This is a genomic window from Bacillus sp. LR--39 (assembly GCF_053613335.1).
Genome location: NZ_JBSIOT010000001.1, coordinates 1,762,891 through 1,777,103 on the forward strand (window position 1 = coordinate 1,762,891; position 14,213 = coordinate 1,777,103).

The 14,213-nt window shown below is 42.7% G+C and carries 15 protein-coding genes, 1 tRNA gene and 1 riboswitch; of the genes, 9 read left to right on the forward strand and 7 right to left on the reverse strand.

Translation table 11 applies throughout. From position 1 onward, the window contains the following. The first annotated feature begins 9 nt into the window (after window positions 1-9). The 3 genes from ACWHAR_RS08345 to ACWHAR_RS08355 all read left to right on the forward strand — a co-directional run bounded on the left by ACWHAR_RS08345 (window position 10) and on the right by ACWHAR_RS08355 (window position 3,422). On the forward strand, window positions 10-1,122 hold the full coding sequence (locus ACWHAR_RS08345) for a glycoside hydrolase family 53 protein (RefSeq protein WP_015239650.1): 1,113 nt from the start codon (window positions 10-12) through the stop codon (window positions 1,120-1,122). A gap of 271 nt (window positions 1,123-1,393) precedes the next feature. Beyond that, window positions 1,394-1,867, forward strand: coding sequence for a MarR family transcriptional regulator (locus ACWHAR_RS08350; protein WP_007407329.1), 474 nt, complete (start codon window positions 1,394-1,396; stop codon window positions 1,865-1,867). Window positions 1,868-2,009: 142 nt separating this feature from the next. Next, window positions 2,010-3,422, forward strand: coding sequence for an MDR family MFS transporter (locus ACWHAR_RS08355; protein ID WP_032874506.1), 1,413 nt, complete (start codon window positions 2,010-2,012; stop codon window positions 3,420-3,422). 99 nt (window positions 3,423-3,521) lie between these two features. On the opposite strand, the gene ACWHAR_RS08360 is transcribed toward ACWHAR_RS08355, so the two are convergent. From ACWHAR_RS08360 to ACWHAR_RS08375, 4 genes are all read right to left on the reverse strand, one after another. After that, window positions 3,522-3,842 carry a putative quinol monooxygenase gene (locus ACWHAR_RS08360; protein ID WP_087920793.1) on the reverse strand — a complete coding sequence of 107 codons (321 nt, stop codon included), beginning with the start codon at window positions 3,840-3,842 and terminating at the stop codon, window positions 3,522-3,524. Window positions 3,843-3,916: 74 nt separating this feature from the next. Next, window positions 3,917-4,837, reverse strand: coding sequence for a class A beta-lactamase (gene bla, locus ACWHAR_RS08365; protein ID WP_087920758.1), 921 nt, complete (start codon window positions 4,835-4,837; stop codon window positions 3,917-3,919). 354 nt (window positions 4,838-5,191) lie between these two features. Further along, complete coding sequence (locus ACWHAR_RS08370; RefSeq protein ID WP_007407334.1) at window positions 5,192-5,578, reverse strand: VOC family protein; 387 nt, start codon at window positions 5,576-5,578, stop codon at window positions 5,192-5,194. Window positions 5,579-5,866: 288 nt separating this feature from the next. Beyond that, window positions 5,867-6,229, reverse strand: coding sequence for a hypothetical protein (locus ACWHAR_RS08375; protein ID WP_032874500.1), 363 nt, complete (start codon window positions 6,227-6,229; stop codon window positions 5,867-5,869). Window positions 6,230-6,751: 522 nt separating this feature from the next. Between ACWHAR_RS08375 and ACWHAR_RS08380 the strand changes: the two genes are divergently transcribed. From ACWHAR_RS08380 to ACWHAR_RS08400, 5 genes are all read left to right on the forward strand, one after another. Continuing rightward, a complete protein-coding gene (locus ACWHAR_RS08380) occupies window positions 6,752-8,530 on the forward strand; it encodes a T7SS effector LXG polymorphic toxin (RefSeq protein ID WP_032874498.1) in 1,779 nt (592 codons plus the stop codon). 11 nt (window positions 8,531-8,541) lie between these two features. Beyond that, window positions 8,542-8,934 (forward strand): CDI toxin immunity protein, encoded by a 393-nt coding sequence (locus tag ACWHAR_RS08385; RefSeq protein ID WP_032874496.1) that lies wholly within the window; start codon window positions 8,542-8,544, stop codon window positions 8,932-8,934. Window positions 8,935-8,967: 33 nt separating this feature from the next. Beyond that, on the forward strand, window positions 8,968-9,276 hold the full coding sequence (locus ACWHAR_RS08390; RefSeq protein WP_032874494.1) for a hypothetical protein: 309 nt from the start codon (window positions 8,968-8,970) through the stop codon (window positions 9,274-9,276). Window positions 9,277-9,329: 53 nt separating this feature from the next. Next, window positions 9,330-9,629: a contact-dependent growth inhibition system immunity protein gene (locus ACWHAR_RS08395; protein ID WP_032874492.1), complete on the forward strand. Its 300-nt coding sequence runs from the start codon at window positions 9,330-9,332 to the stop codon at window positions 9,627-9,629. Between the two features lie 368 nt (window positions 9,630-9,997). After that, window positions 9,998-10,354 (forward strand): hypothetical protein, encoded by a 357-nt coding sequence (locus ACWHAR_RS08400; protein ID WP_049589355.1) that lies wholly within the window; start codon window positions 9,998-10,000, stop codon window positions 10,352-10,354. 243 nt (window positions 10,355-10,597) lie between these two features. Here the strand turns inward: ACWHAR_RS08400 and ACWHAR_RS08405 are convergent. From ACWHAR_RS08405 to ACWHAR_RS08415, 3 genes are all read right to left on the reverse strand, one after another. Beyond that, a tRNA-Val gene (locus ACWHAR_RS08405) sits at window positions 10,598-10,670 on the reverse strand. A gap of 139 nt (window positions 10,671-10,809) precedes the next feature. Next, window positions 10,810-11,985, reverse strand: a complete 1,176-nt coding sequence (gene metC, locus ACWHAR_RS08410) for a cystathionine beta-lyase (RefSeq protein ID WP_021495001.1) — start codon at window positions 11,983-11,985, stop codon at window positions 10,810-10,812. Continuing rightward, window positions 11,978-13,099, reverse strand: coding sequence for a methionine biosynthesis PLP-dependent protein (locus ACWHAR_RS08415; RefSeq protein ID WP_007610693.1), 1,122 nt, complete (start codon window positions 13,097-13,099; stop codon window positions 11,978-11,980). Before ACWHAR_RS08415 ends, metC begins: the two co-directional genes overlap by 8 nt. Before the next feature lie 69 nt (window positions 13,100-13,168). Continuing rightward, window positions 13,169-13,294, reverse strand: a riboswitch (SAM riboswitch). Window positions 13,295-13,468: 174 nt separating this feature from the next. On the opposite strand from ACWHAR_RS08415, the gene ACWHAR_RS08420 reads away from it, so the two are divergent. Further along, entirely contained in the window at window positions 13,469-14,191 is a 723-nt protein-coding gene (locus ACWHAR_RS08420) for an esterase family protein (protein WP_007409075.1), read from the forward strand. Window positions 14,192-14,213: the final 22 nt, after the last annotated feature.

The window sequence follows — 14,213 nt, forward strand, 5'->3', positions numbered from 1 at the left end:
GGTATTGTGATGTTCAAAAACCGATTGAAACGTGTATTTGTAAACGCAATCTGTCTTTCTCTCATTTTCACTGCTTTTACATTCTTTGAGAAGTCTCCTAAAGCAAAAGCGGATGCCCCGTTTGCCTATGGCGCTGATATAGGATGGCTGAAACAAATGGAGGACGAAGGTGTGCGCTGGCTGGATGACGGCGGAAAACAGAAAGATGCCTTGCAGATTCTTAAAGATCACGGAATAAATGCCGTGAGACTGAGAGTGTTTGTGAATCCGCCAAGCAGCTATTATTGGCTGAAAGACGGCACAACATGGACCATGCTCGGCTATAGTGACAAAGCGGGCGTACTTGCGGCGGCCAAAAGGGCAAAAGCGTTAGGAATGAAGGTAATGGTTGACTTCCATTACAGTGATGTGTTCGCTGATCCCGGCCACCAGATCAAGCCGAACAAATGGACCGGCTATTCAAACAGCCAGCTGCAGGCAGCCGTGTATAACCATACGTACGATGTCATGAAAGAACTTAAAAATCACGGCATCTCCCCTGATTGGGTGCAAGTAGGGAATGAAATGAATTCAGGAATTTTACTGCCCGACGGCAGCACGAACGATTTCAGCAAATTGACCGCCTTACTGAACAAAGGCTATGACGCCGTGAAATCCGTCAGCCCGGCCACCAAGGTCATCAGCCATTTGGCACACGGCACGGACAACAGCCTATTCAGATGGTGGTTTGATCAATTCTTTAAAAACGGAGGAAAAACCGACATCATCGGCGTTTCGTTCTATCCCTATTGGGAAGGTAAGCCGTACTGGGAGCTCACCGGCCATTTATCATCTAATTTGAATGACATCGCCTCACGCTACAACAAGGAAGTCATGGTGGTTGAACTGGGCGGAGATGAAAATAATCCGAAAGATTCCTACTGGACTATAAAAGACACCATAAAACTGGTGAAAGCCGTTCCGAACGGCAAAGGAACCGGCGTATTTTACTGGGAGCCCGAAGCTCACTCCAGCGTTCTGTCAGACGCGTATCCATTAGGCGCAACCGCCAAAGTGTCTAAAAACGTCTTGAAATACACAACCGCAATCGACGCTTTTCATGACGCCGCAACAGGAAAATGATTGATGCGAATCTCAAGCAGGCTCACTGCGCAGCCTGCTTTTTTATAAGGCTGCAGTGTTGGCCTGTTATGAAACAGAGCAAGTAACGAATACGGAAAGAAAAATACCCGAAAACCACGTTTCGGTTAAAAATAGAATACTTCTTCTATCCCCCTCCTTCTTAATTTCTGCGCACTATCTCTCAGTTCCTAAATAATAACTTTACGATTGTTGAAAAAGAAACAAAAATTTTATAATATTGTGTAAGCACCACTGAGCAGGAGGACGGCCCATGGACAAAAAAGAACAGCTCCTCACGGATTTCAGGGACTTTTTTAACAAGATGGTGTGGCTGAATAGGCTGAAGATGGAAGAAAGCCTTAAGGGGCATAAACCTTCTGAAGTGCATTGCATCGAATTCATCGAAAAAATTGAAGACGCCAATGTGACTAAACTTGCGGAGTCCCTTTATATGACAAGAGGCGCCATAAGTAAATTAACGAAGAAGCTTATCAATAAAGGCCTTATCGAAAGCTATCAGAAGCCGCTTAACAAGAAAGAAATCTATTTCAGGCTTACTGAGCAAGGAAAAGTCATTTATAAAATTCACGAGGAATTGCACAAAGAGTTTCAAGAACGGGACAAAATCGTGTTTGAACAAGTAACCGATGAACAATTTGACACGATGCTGAACTTCGTGGAAACATACAGCAGGCATTTGGATTCAGAAATAAAGAAACTTGGTGCAGACATGAAATCGGAATAAATATGAATAAAACCATAGGCAGCCCTTCTCCATGAAAACGGGCTGCCTTTTTATATCCCTCTTATTGTTGACAAAGAAACAAAATCACTCTATCATTTTGTTGACAAGGAAACAAAGACAGCAATTTTGAGAGGAGCATACTATGTCAACACATAAAAGAAAGGAACTTCGGGTGCCAAAAGAAGTTCTCACAGCCGCCTGGGCTATTGCACTGGGAGCAATCGCTCCAATGCTTGACTCTACGATGGTAAACATCGCCATCGACAAACTGACCAAAGACTTCAACACGACATTGGATACCATTCAGTGGTCCGTTACAGGCTATGTCTTAGCACTTGCGATTGCAGTACCCGTATCCGGCTGGCTTATGAATAAATATAACGGTAAGAAAATCTTCATCGGCTCAGTCATCGCCTTTGGTGTCATTTCTGTTTTTGCGGGGATGAGCCGTGACGTTTCCAGCTTCATCTTCTTCCGTTTGCTTCAAGGATTCAGCGCCGGTATTATGACTCCGCTTATGTCAACACTCTTGGTTAAAACGGCAGGTCCGGAAAACCTGGGAAAAGTGATGGCAATCGTCAGCACCCCTATGATCTTCGGCCCGATCTTAGGACCTGTCATCGGAGGCTTCATCGTCCAAGGCGCTTCATGGCATTGGATTTTTTACATCAACGTGTTCATCATTTTGATTGCTGCACCGCTTATGATGAAAACCATTCCAGACTTTGAACCATTCAACAAAGATCGTAAACTCGATATTTTCGGGATTATCAATTTGTCATTAATGAGCGCGGCATTGATGTACGGTATTACGAAAGCGGCGGATCATGCATCATTTAACAATAGCGACACCATTTTATGGGCAGGCATCGGTCTTGTTTCAGCAGCCATTTATCTTGTATATAATCTGATCAAGAAAAACCAAACCGTGCTGCCTATGAATTTGTTTGCAAACAAGAGCTTCTTATCATCTTCGATCGGGTTGTTCTTAGCGAATGTTGCCATCATGGGGCCGATGTTAATACTTCCGCTGTTTTTTCAAAACATTCGTCATTTCACGGCAGTCGGAGCAGCACTCGCTTTAATCCCTCAAGGAGTCGGAATGCTCGTGACTCGTCCGCTGATCGGAAAATTGATTGATAAGATCGGTGCGAAATACGTGGTTACGGTCAGTCTTGTTCTTTCGCTGATCGGATCTATTCCGCTTATTTTTATCACCGATAACACAAGTATGATTTGGATTTCCGTCGTATTATTTATCCGCGGCACCAGTTTTGGAGGAATTATGCTCCCATTAATGAGTGACGCTTATACAGGCCTTGACAGCAAACAGCTTCCGGAAGCAGGTGTCGGTATTCATATGATTGAAAACCTCGGTTCCAGCTTTGGGTCAGCTGTGATCGCAACCGTTACCGCAACTGTCATACAAGGATTGCAGCCGACGATTCCGAACAGTTTAAAAGGCTACCATGCCGGATTCTTAGTATCCGTCATCATCCTTGCGGCCATTTTCATTCCAAGTCTGTTCCTTACCCATAAAAAGACTGCGATATAAAGAACTTTTTAAAGTAAAAAACCCTTGCACAGCAAGGGTTTTAGTGAATGAAACTGATGATTGTTGCCGGCAGAGTCAGCCAACAATAGACAAAGCCTTTTACTCATTCACATTGCTTTTCATTAACCACTCTACTTCCGTTAATTCTTGTTTTTGAACGTCTTTTGTATGTTTTTTCGTAAAATGGACTTTAACAGCTTCTTCGTTTTCCCAAATCTCCCAAAGCATGATTTTGCGTTCTGATGGTTCGAGCGGATAAGCATGGAACTGAATACAGCCGTCTTCTTTGTTCGTTTCTTCCTCAAGTTTTTTGAATTCCTTCATTATTTCATTAAGGTCTTTATCACTGATGATTTTTAAGCATGCCGTTATGTAATGCATCGAAATTCCCCCTCTTCCCATCATTTTACGGCTCTTCATTACCACATTTATCGAAAAAAATACCGATGTTCTCAACATATAAAAAACCGGCCATAAAAAATGAACGACAATGTTTATTTAAGAGCATTAAGAGCGACTTTTGCAGCCTCAGCGATAAGAGCATTATTATAATCGGCATCTTCCGTAAACCGGTTTGACAGGATTGCCAAAACAATTGGGGCTCTGTCAGGCGGCCAAACGATCGCAATGTCGTTTCGCGTCCCGTAACTTCCGGCTCCGGATTTATCGCCGACTTCCCATCCTGCAGGAGCGCCTGCACGAATCAGTTCATCGCCGGTAGCGTTGCCCCGCATCCAATCCGTTAAGATCGTGCGCTTGTCAGTCGTGAGAGTGTTACCCAAAGCGAAAGTCTTAAGGTCAGTTGCCAGTGCTTTTGCGGTGCTTGTGTCACGACGATCCCCGGGAATCGCCGAGTTTAGATCCGTCTCGAATCGATCAGCTTTTGTTACATGATCCCCGATCTGTTTCAGTGATTTTTCGAAACCTTTAGGGCCGCCAAGCTGCTGCAGCAATAGGTTCCCGGCGGTATTATCGCTGTAACGGACAGCGGCTTCTGAGATTTCTTTCAGGCTCATGCCTGTATCCAGGTGTTTTTCTGTGATTGGAGAATATGTAACTAAATCGTCTTTGCTGTAGCGGATGATGGCATTAAGTTTTTCATTTGAGCTTTTCTTCAGAACAGCAGCCGCGGCCAGAACTTTATAGGTTGATGCGTAAGCAAACCGTTCATTCGGCCGATAGGCGATTGTCTTGTTTGAACCTGTATCAATCGCATAAACCCCAAGCCTGGCATCAAATTTTTTCTCAAGCTGAACAAATTTCTGATTCGTTATACAGCTTGTCATTTTTGTGTTTTCTATAGACTTCGCTTCAGCATGCGCTGAGCCGAATAAAGGATTGAAACCGGTAAAGCTTAAACATAAAAGTCCAATGCATATTCCAACTTGTATTCCCGCTTTATTTTTCACATTCAGGCCTCCTCATTATAATGTTTTTGTATACATCTTCTAATTAACATTACAAACAGGATGAAAGTCAATATATTTCCTTTGAATGATTAAATCTTGTATTCTGATTCCTCCCCTTATTTGCGCTTAAATGCGCCGCCCTTGCCGCGTCTGAATGTTTGCATGTCCACTTCGTGTTCATCATCTATTTGTTATCCCTCCGTGCAAATAAAAACGGACACAGTCAGAGCACAGTGATGCTGTGCAATGATCAGTGTCCGCAGGCTTTCCGTCTTGGACCTATATACGTTTCTCTTGCAGACTATAAAAATCATAAGGTAAGTTAACAAACGCATTACCTTAATCCCGCCAGTCAAAAAATTATATCATTTTATATATTTCAATAAGATTATTATCTGGATCTCTGAAATGAGCAACTCGTGCACGCCATTCCTGACGATCATGTGGTTCATTGACGCATTTAATCCCTTGCTTGTGCAGATAGTCATACGTTTTATCAACATCTTCTACCTTAAACTGAAGCAAAAATCTTGATTGCGCATCTCCGTCTAAAGATTTTCTTTCTTCTCCAACTATTTCAGCCATATTTTCTCGAGATAAAAGTTCTATTTTCGTTTCTCCATTATCGAAAAGTGCATATTCCATTTCCTTCTCTAACCAACTTATTGGAAGTCCTAATGAATCTTTGTAAAACTCGACGCTTTTCTTAAAATCATTAACCAATAGTCTAATTTGCAACAACTTCATATTGAACGCCTCCTATCATTTTACTAGCCATTCATTTAATCATACAATAGGGACCTGACAGCATTATGTCAAGTTTCCATAAAATTTTTCCATACTGCACCAAAATTTCGGGTGAAAGCCTTCGGAGATTCATGAAACTGCGTTTAATCAATTCACATTCTTAGTTTGAATTCTCCTCCTCTCCACCGTGGAGGCTCCGGCCGTGTAAGTCGCGCATCCGTAAACATTCGGCCGCCGCTCCTCTAAGTAATACAGCTGATAGAATGATTGACTGAATAGTTTTCACCGTCATTGCTTCCCCTGCTTTTTATATTCTGCGATTTCCTTAGGGGTAGCCTTTCTGACTCCGTCTGTGTCTGTCCTGTTTGCCACTTGAACGCCTTCCATGTTTTTTATCTCGCTGACTACTCCCAAATGCTCTAAATACACATGATCACCAATCTTGAAACGATTCTGTTTAGCCCGCTCCTCAGTCATACTCCTGTATTCAGTCGCGGCTTTCATTTTTAATTCAGCCAGACACATTTGACAAAGGGTTACTGTTACAGAATTGCCGTTAAAATCAGTAAACGAAACTGCTCTGACAGATTCCTTTTCCGGGTGCATCGTGCATGTTTTCTTCATAGGCGATGGCCGTGTAAATTCAATCATTCCGCTTCCTCCTCCATAAAAGTCTTTTCGTCCCTCTGACATAACTCCGGATGAACGGGAAGTTCCATGCACCCGCATTATAACCGTCACAATAAATGGAGATTTGCCTTTCCTTCGCCGTCTGACGGATTTTCATACATCCTTCATAGCTGTAAGTCTATATTCCTTTATATTCCCAATGCTTGCCGCACTTCCCTGTTAGGATGAAGTTTCTAAAGCTGTTGACCAGTTGCCGCATGTTGGTTCCATGCGAAAAGCCGTTTGGGCCGCCGTATCCCAATTCATACGGGTGAATTTCAGCCCTCTAATATGTGTGTATGTTTTTTAAAGGAGATGCATCACATGATGTTCCAACAACCGATTCAACCTGAAGCTAACTCTTCCCCAATTCCCGATCATAAAATAAGTAAATTTACCCAGAACAAATTAATCATTTTGCACTTTCAAAATACTTATTTGTCTTCCCCTTCATTCCTACATGATAATATCTTGTTAAAGTATTTCGAATGAAAGGATATGGTAATGAAAGTTTTCGAAGCAACCACCCTGCTGGCCGCTGCCAAACAGCGCGCGGGTGAATATAAAGAACTGCGCGGTCAGATGGTCAACCTGAAAAAAGCGTTTCAAGGCATGGCTGATCTTGGTGACAATGATTTCTCAGGCCGGGGCGCTGACAACATCAAAGCTTTTTTCAAGGACCACGCCGGCGTCACAAACAGCTGGCTTGATCTGATCGACATGAAAATCGCATTTCTCACAAGCCTTCCCGGTAAGGTCGAAGACGCCGGACTTTCCAATTCGCATGTGGAGGAATCATTTCTGGAGCATGAGCTTACCCACGCCCTCAGTAAATCAAAGGCGATTATGGAAGAGCAAAAAAAGGACATGGGGTCCATCCTCGGAGAGATCGAAGACATCATCTCGCTCGAATTATTTTCAACCGAAAGCACAGATCAGAAGCTTTCTTCAGCTGACAAAAAAAGAAGCGAAACGATACATAAGCTCGGCAAGCTTGATCACGATCTAACGAAGGAATACACAGAAACCGAAGCGAACGAACAGTTCATCCAGGCCGATTTTCAGCAGCTCCAAAACGCCACAGGCAAAGGAAAAAGCGCCACGCCGCTTCACTACAACGCTAAGGCGTACCGTGAAAGCGACATCCATAAGAAAAAAGGCGAGATTGCAAGACATTCGGATGCTTATTTGACGATTAAAAAGGAAGAAGCGAAAGAGCGGGAAATCCAGGATCTGAAGAAAAAGCTGGCCGCTGGTGTCACCGATCCGGATGAATATTTGGAAATCGCCAAAAAGGTTGGCTATGAGAATCTCACCCCTGAACAGCTTGAATTTGTTTCATTTCTGGAACAGCGTAAAGCTTTCATGGATAACGGAAAAGAAGCATTGCAAATCATAGGTGATGGCGCCAAAGGTCTGCTTGTTGGTGTATACGATCTTGCCAAGGATACCGGTGAAGGAGCACTTCAACTCGGACGGAATATCGGTTGGACAATTGACAACTTAAACAAAGATCCTCAAAAAGTTCTGGATACTGTTCTGGAATACGATTATCTAGGTGTCTATCAAAGTATGGTTGACACATTGAAGGATGATTGGGATAAAAAGATGATTCACGGGGATGCATATACACGGATGCACTATGTTACTTACTTGGGCGGAAGCCTTCTGTTATTGAAAGGCGGAAAGTCCTCTGTCTCAACAGGCTCGAAAGATCTTGCTAAAGCTGGTGGCACAATTAAGAAAGGCGGAAAGTCTGTAAAACAGTTTTACAAATCTCCTGTCAATCGGTATACTCCTGCATTAGAAGGAATCCTTCAAGATGCTGAGAATACTATTAATGTGAAGAATACATCACTCCTAAAAAGAGTAGCCGATTCCACTAAAGATAGTGTACTCTATAAATCAATCAATGGTAAGTCATCAAAAAGCAAGACAGTTAAAAAAGGCCTTTCCAAAAAATCAAGAGAAGTTGCGCTTCCAAAGGTAGACACATATGAACAAGCTAGAAATGAGGCGCTAAATCTAATTGGTGATTTAGGAATAGATTCAAAACCTTTTATAGGTACTTTGTCTAAAAGCGCAGGCTTTGGTAAAGTTACTGGCCGAATGTCTGGAGATAATAAAGTCCTTTGGAGATTAGATTATGACCCCGAAAAGGGACCTCATATAAATGTTGAGGATTATAGAAATGGAAAAGGAGATAAGGCAAAGAAATATTATATACCTTTTAACGGAAACGAAGATACTTATAAATCCCTTTTAAAACATTTAAATAAATAGGAAGTGTTAATATGACCTTATACGAAGAATGTCTAGAAGCTCTTGGAGATAACAAAGAAGTCCTCACTATTTCTGAGACACGTAAATATCATGAGCAACTTGGCGAAAGTTTCCCCTTCACATCATGGGGAAGAATTAAATGGGATGAAGTAACTTATCACAGATCTATTGATTACGCTGAAGATATTGATGAATGGTTAGTTCAGAATAAAATAGATAATAAAACTGTTATTCTCCTTTGGGCTTACGGTGATTATCCAGCTGTAAAAACCAGCTTAGACAACGCCTTAAACGTAATTGATGATGTAACTGCTGTAGGTTCAGATACCTTCATGTTCAGCGAATCTGGTTATGTTATTGAATTTTTCCATGATGGAGATGTAACAATAGGGAAAGCAATATGAAAATATTAGCCCTTCTTAGTTAAGAGAATCAATATGAATTTAGAGAAAAAAATGAAAGATATATTAATTAAAAGAAAAAAACTTAATCTTAATGATGACTATGGCATTCAAAAAAGTTGGGATGAAATAATTGAAGTGCTCTCAGAAAACGAAGAAAATACAATCAGCTATCTAGAAAATTGTAATAAAGCAGATTTATATTGGGTCAGTGAGGTATTTGAAGATTTAGCTGAAAGTTTGCAAAGTAAAGAACTTATTGATTGTTTAAGAAAATTAGATGAAAAATACCCTGGCCTAAAAATGACAAATGATATTGATATAGCAGAAAGTTATATAGAATAATATACTTACCATCTCTTATATTTGAAGATAACGATTCTTGGTGGTGGTAAGCAATGATTGAAATTAAAGTTTCTGATCCTGTATTTAGATTTCTCGGTGGACATTTCCACCAAGATATAGAGTCTCCGGAAAATGCACTTGATGAATATTTAAATGAAGCATCACAAAAACTAAAAGAAAGAGATTTAATAGCACTAACTGAGTTTGTAAATAGTGATTATTCTGAAGCAGATAAGAATGAATTTATAGAAGAAGCAGCGGATGGCATATACTTTCCAGAAGATGATATAACACCATTAGAATGGCTTAAGCAAGTCACTGAACAAATTAAAAAACACCTTAAAACAACATAGTTAGAAAAAGAGCCCTCTTATAAGAAGGGCTTCTTTTATAATTTCAATTTCACTTCTCGCTCCGCTTTCGTTTTTAGTCCGTAAATGCCGTATGTCTTCAAAACAAACATGGACTGAATCGTTCGACCGCATTTTTGATGACAGATAAATTGAAGTGGTATAAACTGCAGAAAAAGAGGGTAATAAAAAAAAAACCATAATAATGGACTTAATTTATATTCTTCTAATCTCATTTTATGGGATTTTTCCCATCTCTCTGATGAACAAAAAGTCGCTAAACCATATCGGCTGTATTAGATGTAGAGATGTACATTAATAAAGATGGCTCAATAGCTACTGCATATCCTTTATATAAAAAAACCAAGGGAATGATTGATTTTATTATGGAATATTCATTTGAATGTAAAAGAGACCATTTAGGATACTTACGAGTAGTTCTCCCCGCAGAGTTAGAATACTTTTCTGATTTCATAGAAGACATTGTTTCGGTAGATGAAGCTGATGAATACTTGAAAATGATTCAAGATGTATTGGATGGTTCTTCTGAAGAATATGAGATTCAACTAAATACAACCATTGCATATATAAAAGAAGATCAAACAGTCATAGAACACCTTTATACAGAAAATGAAAACGATAGAAGCTCCATGGAGACAGAAAAATCCAAAAAACTTATACTCGATTGGAGAGACAAGATCCCCCAAAGGTATAAGAGTGATGATTGAAACTTTAGGTCCCTTGAAATTCAAGGGACCTTTTTATTACTTAATACCGCTTCAAGTTTCACTTTGTTTTCGATCCGCAGTTCTATCTGGAGAACTCATTAGGAACGGTCTGACGAATTTTTGGTTTTCAGTGCATAATAGCAATCAATGCCATTTCCTTGCCCTTCTTACTGGAATAATGTAAGTCTCTAGAGCTGTTTCAATAAAAAATAAAAAACCCTTGCTACGCAAGGGTTTTGGCTATGATTCCGACTGGGCTCGAACCAGCGACCTCTACCCTGTCAAGGTAGCGCTCTCCCAGCTGAGCTACGGAATCATGATATGTATGTGTTGCTGGGTATGTTGTTGTCTCTCTGACATTTATAATTATATCTCCTGATTTCTCATTCGTCAACACTTTTTTTATCTAAAATAAAAAAAAGGGCGCGTCGCAAAATTGACGGCGCCCTTTTCGTTTATGATCTCACTTGGGCGGGGGTTATTTTTTTCAATGCCTGTTCGAAGTCCCGTTCTAAATCTTCGGCGTTTTCGACTCCGACGCTCAGGCGCAGAAGGCCGTCTGTGATGCCGCGTTTCTCCCTCTCTGCTTTCGGCATGGCGGCATGCGACATGGCTGCAGGGTATGAGAGAATGGACTCGACGGCGCCGAGGCTGACGGCAAATACCGGAAGCGATACGTTTTCGACCAGCTTTTTGACGGCTTCTTTGCTTTCCAATTCAAAGGACAGGACGGCGCCCGCTCCGCTCGCTTGACGTTTATGGGTATCGGCTCCCGGGTGTCCGGCAAGGCCGGGATAGTAAACGTTTTTGACTGCGGGATGCCCGTCAAAATAGGCAGCCAGCCGCTCAGCCGTCCGGCTCGCTTTTTCCAGTCTGACCTGCAATGTTTTTAAGCCGCGCAGCACGAGCCAGCAATCTTGCACGCCAAGGACGGCGCCGAACGAGTTTTGCAGCTTATACAGCTGATTGCCGAGCTCTTCATCTTTTACGGCGGCAAGGCCTGACAGCACATCACTGTGTCCGCTCAGGAATTTTGTTGCGCTGTGAAGCACAATATCAACGCCGAGATCAAGCGGACGCTGCAGTGCAGGTGTCATGAATGTATTATCCAGAAAGGTCAGACAGCCGTTTTCTTTTGCAAGCTGGACAACCGCTTTAATATCAGTAATTCCAAGTGTCGGATTTGACGGTGTTTCCATATAAATGACCTTTGTGTTCGGCTGGATATTCCGCGCCACTTCGTTGATATCCGTCATATCGACAAAGGTATGTTCGATCCCGAAACGGGACAGAACCTCAGTCACCATGCGGAATGTTCCGCCGTACACATCCTCCGTGACGAGAACATGGTCGCCTTGGGATAAGAGCAGAAACGCCGTCGAAATCGCCGCCATTCCGGAGCTGAAAGCAAATCCTCTCGTTCCGCCTTCAAGACCTGCGATCGTTTCTTCAAGCGCTGTTCTTGTCGGTGTGCCTGAGCGGCTGTAGTCATATGTCCCGAATTCTTCAAATGAAGACTGATGGAATGTGGAAGCATGCTGGATCGGGACGCTGACGGCTCCGGTGGCTCCGTCTGTTTTAAATGGATTGTGCACGAGCTGGGTTTCCAGCGTCCAATTGTGATTACTCATATGATACGGCCCCCTCTTTTACTTGCTGTAATGCCTGCTTTACATCCCGCTTCAAATCTTCTGCATGTTCAATGCCCACTGAAAATCTCAGCAGACGGTTGCAGACGCCGTTTGCGATACGGATGTCTTCCGGAATGTCCATGTGCGTCTGCGTCGCGGGATATGTAATAAAGCTTTCCACCCCGCCGAGACTTTCTGCGAAACAGATCGTTTTCAGCGCCTTTAAAAACGGATTGACCCATTCCTCTTTTTGCAGCCGGAAAGACAGCATCCCGCCTTTTCCGGGATATAACACGTCGGCAATTTCTTCTTCCTGTTCTAAAAATTCTGCAAGTTCACGGGCGTTTTCTTCATGACGGCGCATTCTGAGTCCGAGTGTTTTCATCCCTCTCATTAAAAGCCACGAATCAAACGGCGGGAGAACCGCGCCGATCGCATTTTGGTGATTAAACATGATCTCGCCGAGCTCTTCATCCTTAACGACAGCCAGACCGGCAAGGAGATCATTGTGCCCCGCTAAATATTTTGTGGCGCTGTGAATGACGATGTCCGCTCCCAGTTCAAGCGGGCGCTGGAGCACCGGGGTATAAAACGTATTATCCACAATTAAAAGCAGGCCGGCTTCTTTCGTAATCCGGGCGATTTTTTCAATGTCCGCCTCCTGCATTAACGGGTTTGTCGGTGTTTCAACAAATACCGCTTTCGTATTTTCCGTTATTTTGGAGCGTAAACAGTCTTCATCGCTGAAATCATCGTAAATAAAGCTTAAGCCGTATTTTCTCCATTCGTTTTCAAACAAACGGTACGTGCCTCCGTATAAATCGGAGGATACAATCAATTCATCCCCGCTTTTAAATAAAGCCATAATGGTTTGAATGGCTGCCATTCCCGAGCTGAAAGCAAATCCTCTCGCACCGTTTTCCAACACGGCGATGGCGTCTTCGACGAGCTGGCGTGTCGGGTTTTTCGTGCGCACGTAATCAAAACCTGTAGATTCTCCTATTCCTCTATGGCGGTAAGCGGTGGACAGATAAATCGGCGGACTGACCGTTCCCGTTGCTTCTTCGCTTCTATTTCCGATTTGGGCTAATTTTGTATCAACATGCTGCGTCATCAGTAAGCACCATCCTTTTTCAAAAATAAAAAAGCCCCCTCTTCATAAGAAGAAGGAGCTTTTCTCTTCCTCTTATCTTCCAAGCATGTGAATCGCTTGCTGGATTTAGCACCTTGGCACTTTGCCTTCCCGCGGCAAAGCAAACCGGTTGCTGAGGTTTCAAAGGGCCAGTCCCTCCACCTCTCGTGATAAGAATATTGTTTTGTATTTTCTGATTGTTCTATATTAACGCACTATAAAATGAATTTCAATAACTTTTTATTTATCTGAACTCTCGCAAGAAGTGCATCTGAAGAAAGAAATTTCTAATAATTCATGGTACAATAGGAAAAAACCATCAAGACAAGAAGCGGCCTGGAGGAATGCGATGTGGCATCAAAAAACGGAATCATTCATGAGAAAAAACTTTTCTCCCATGAGCTTGAAGAGGAAATGACCGTTTTGGTCTACCTGCCCGCCACCTTCTCCCCCCTGTATAAATATCATACGGTCATCGCTCAGGACGGCCATGATTATTTCAGATTAGGGAGAATTGGGCGGCAGGCGGAAGAGCTTATGTCAAAAGGGGAAATTGACCGCTGCATCATTATCGGCGTCCCTTATAAAAATGTGCGGGAGCGAAGAAACACATACCATCCAGAAGGCTCTAAGTTCGCCTCATATAAGCGATTTATCGCAAATGAGCTCGTTCCTTTTATCGACAAAGAATACCCGACTTATCAAGTCGGATACGGCCGCACCATGATCGGGGATTCCCTCGGCGGAACCGTTTCGCTCATGACGGCGATTGACTATCCGAACATGTTTGGAAACGTCATCATGCAGTCTCCGTATGTTGACGGGCACGTGCTGGATGCCGTCCGGCAGTCGGAGGATCTCAAACAGATTTCCGTCTATCATCAAATCGGAGAAAAAGAAACCGGCGTTCACACGACAGACGGCCAGGTTCTTGATTTCACCGCGCCGAACGAAGAGCTCAAACAGCTGCTGGAAAGCAAACAGTCTGAATACACGTATGAAACCTTCGACGGGGATCATAAATGGACCTACTGGCAGCCGCTCATCACGCCGGCGCTGAAAAAAATGCTGTAACCATTCATTTAAGGAGGGAACT

Coding starts and splice junctions, on each gene's coding strand:
- ACWHAR_RS08345 (WP_015239650.1), top strand. CDS start 10: ATGTTCAAAAACCGATTGAAACGTGTATTTGTAAACGCAATCTGTCTT.
- ACWHAR_RS08350 (WP_007407329.1), top strand. CDS start 1,394: ATGGACAAAAAAGAACAGCTCCTCACGGATTTCAGGGACTTTTTTAAC.
- ACWHAR_RS08355 (WP_032874506.1), top strand. CDS start 2,010: ATGTCAACACATAAAAGAAAGGAACTTCGGGTGCCAAAAGAAGTTCTC.
- ACWHAR_RS08360 (WP_087920793.1), bottom strand. CDS start 3,842: ATGAAGAGCCGTAAAATGATGGGAAGAGGGGGAATTTCGATGCATTAC.
- ACWHAR_RS08370 (WP_007407334.1), bottom strand. CDS start 5,578: ATGAAGTTGTTGCAAATTAGACTATTGGTTAATGATTTTAAGAAAAGC.
- ACWHAR_RS08375 (WP_032874500.1), bottom strand. CDS start 6,229: ATGATTGAATTTACACGGCCATCGCCTATGAAGAAAACATGCACGATG.
- ACWHAR_RS08380 (WP_032874498.1), top strand. CDS start 6,752: ATGAAAGTTTTCGAAGCAACCACCCTGCTGGCCGCTGCCAAACAGCGC.
- ACWHAR_RS08385 (WP_032874496.1), top strand. CDS start 8,542: ATGACCTTATACGAAGAATGTCTAGAAGCTCTTGGAGATAACAAAGAA.
- ACWHAR_RS08390 (WP_032874494.1), top strand. CDS start 8,968: ATGAATTTAGAGAAAAAAATGAAAGATATATTAATTAAAAGAAAAAAA.
- ACWHAR_RS08395 (WP_032874492.1), top strand. CDS start 9,330: ATGATTGAAATTAAAGTTTCTGATCCTGTATTTAGATTTCTCGGTGGA.
- ACWHAR_RS08400 (WP_049589355.1), top strand. CDS start 9,998: ATGATTGATTTTATTATGGAATATTCATTTGAATGTAAAAGAGACCAT.
- metC (WP_021495001.1), bottom strand. CDS start 11,985: ATGAGTAATCACAATTGGACGCTGGAAACCCAGCTCGTGCACAATCCA.
- ACWHAR_RS08415 (WP_007610693.1), bottom strand. CDS start 13,099: ATGACGCAGCATGTTGATACAAAATTAGCCCAAATCGGAAATAGAAGC.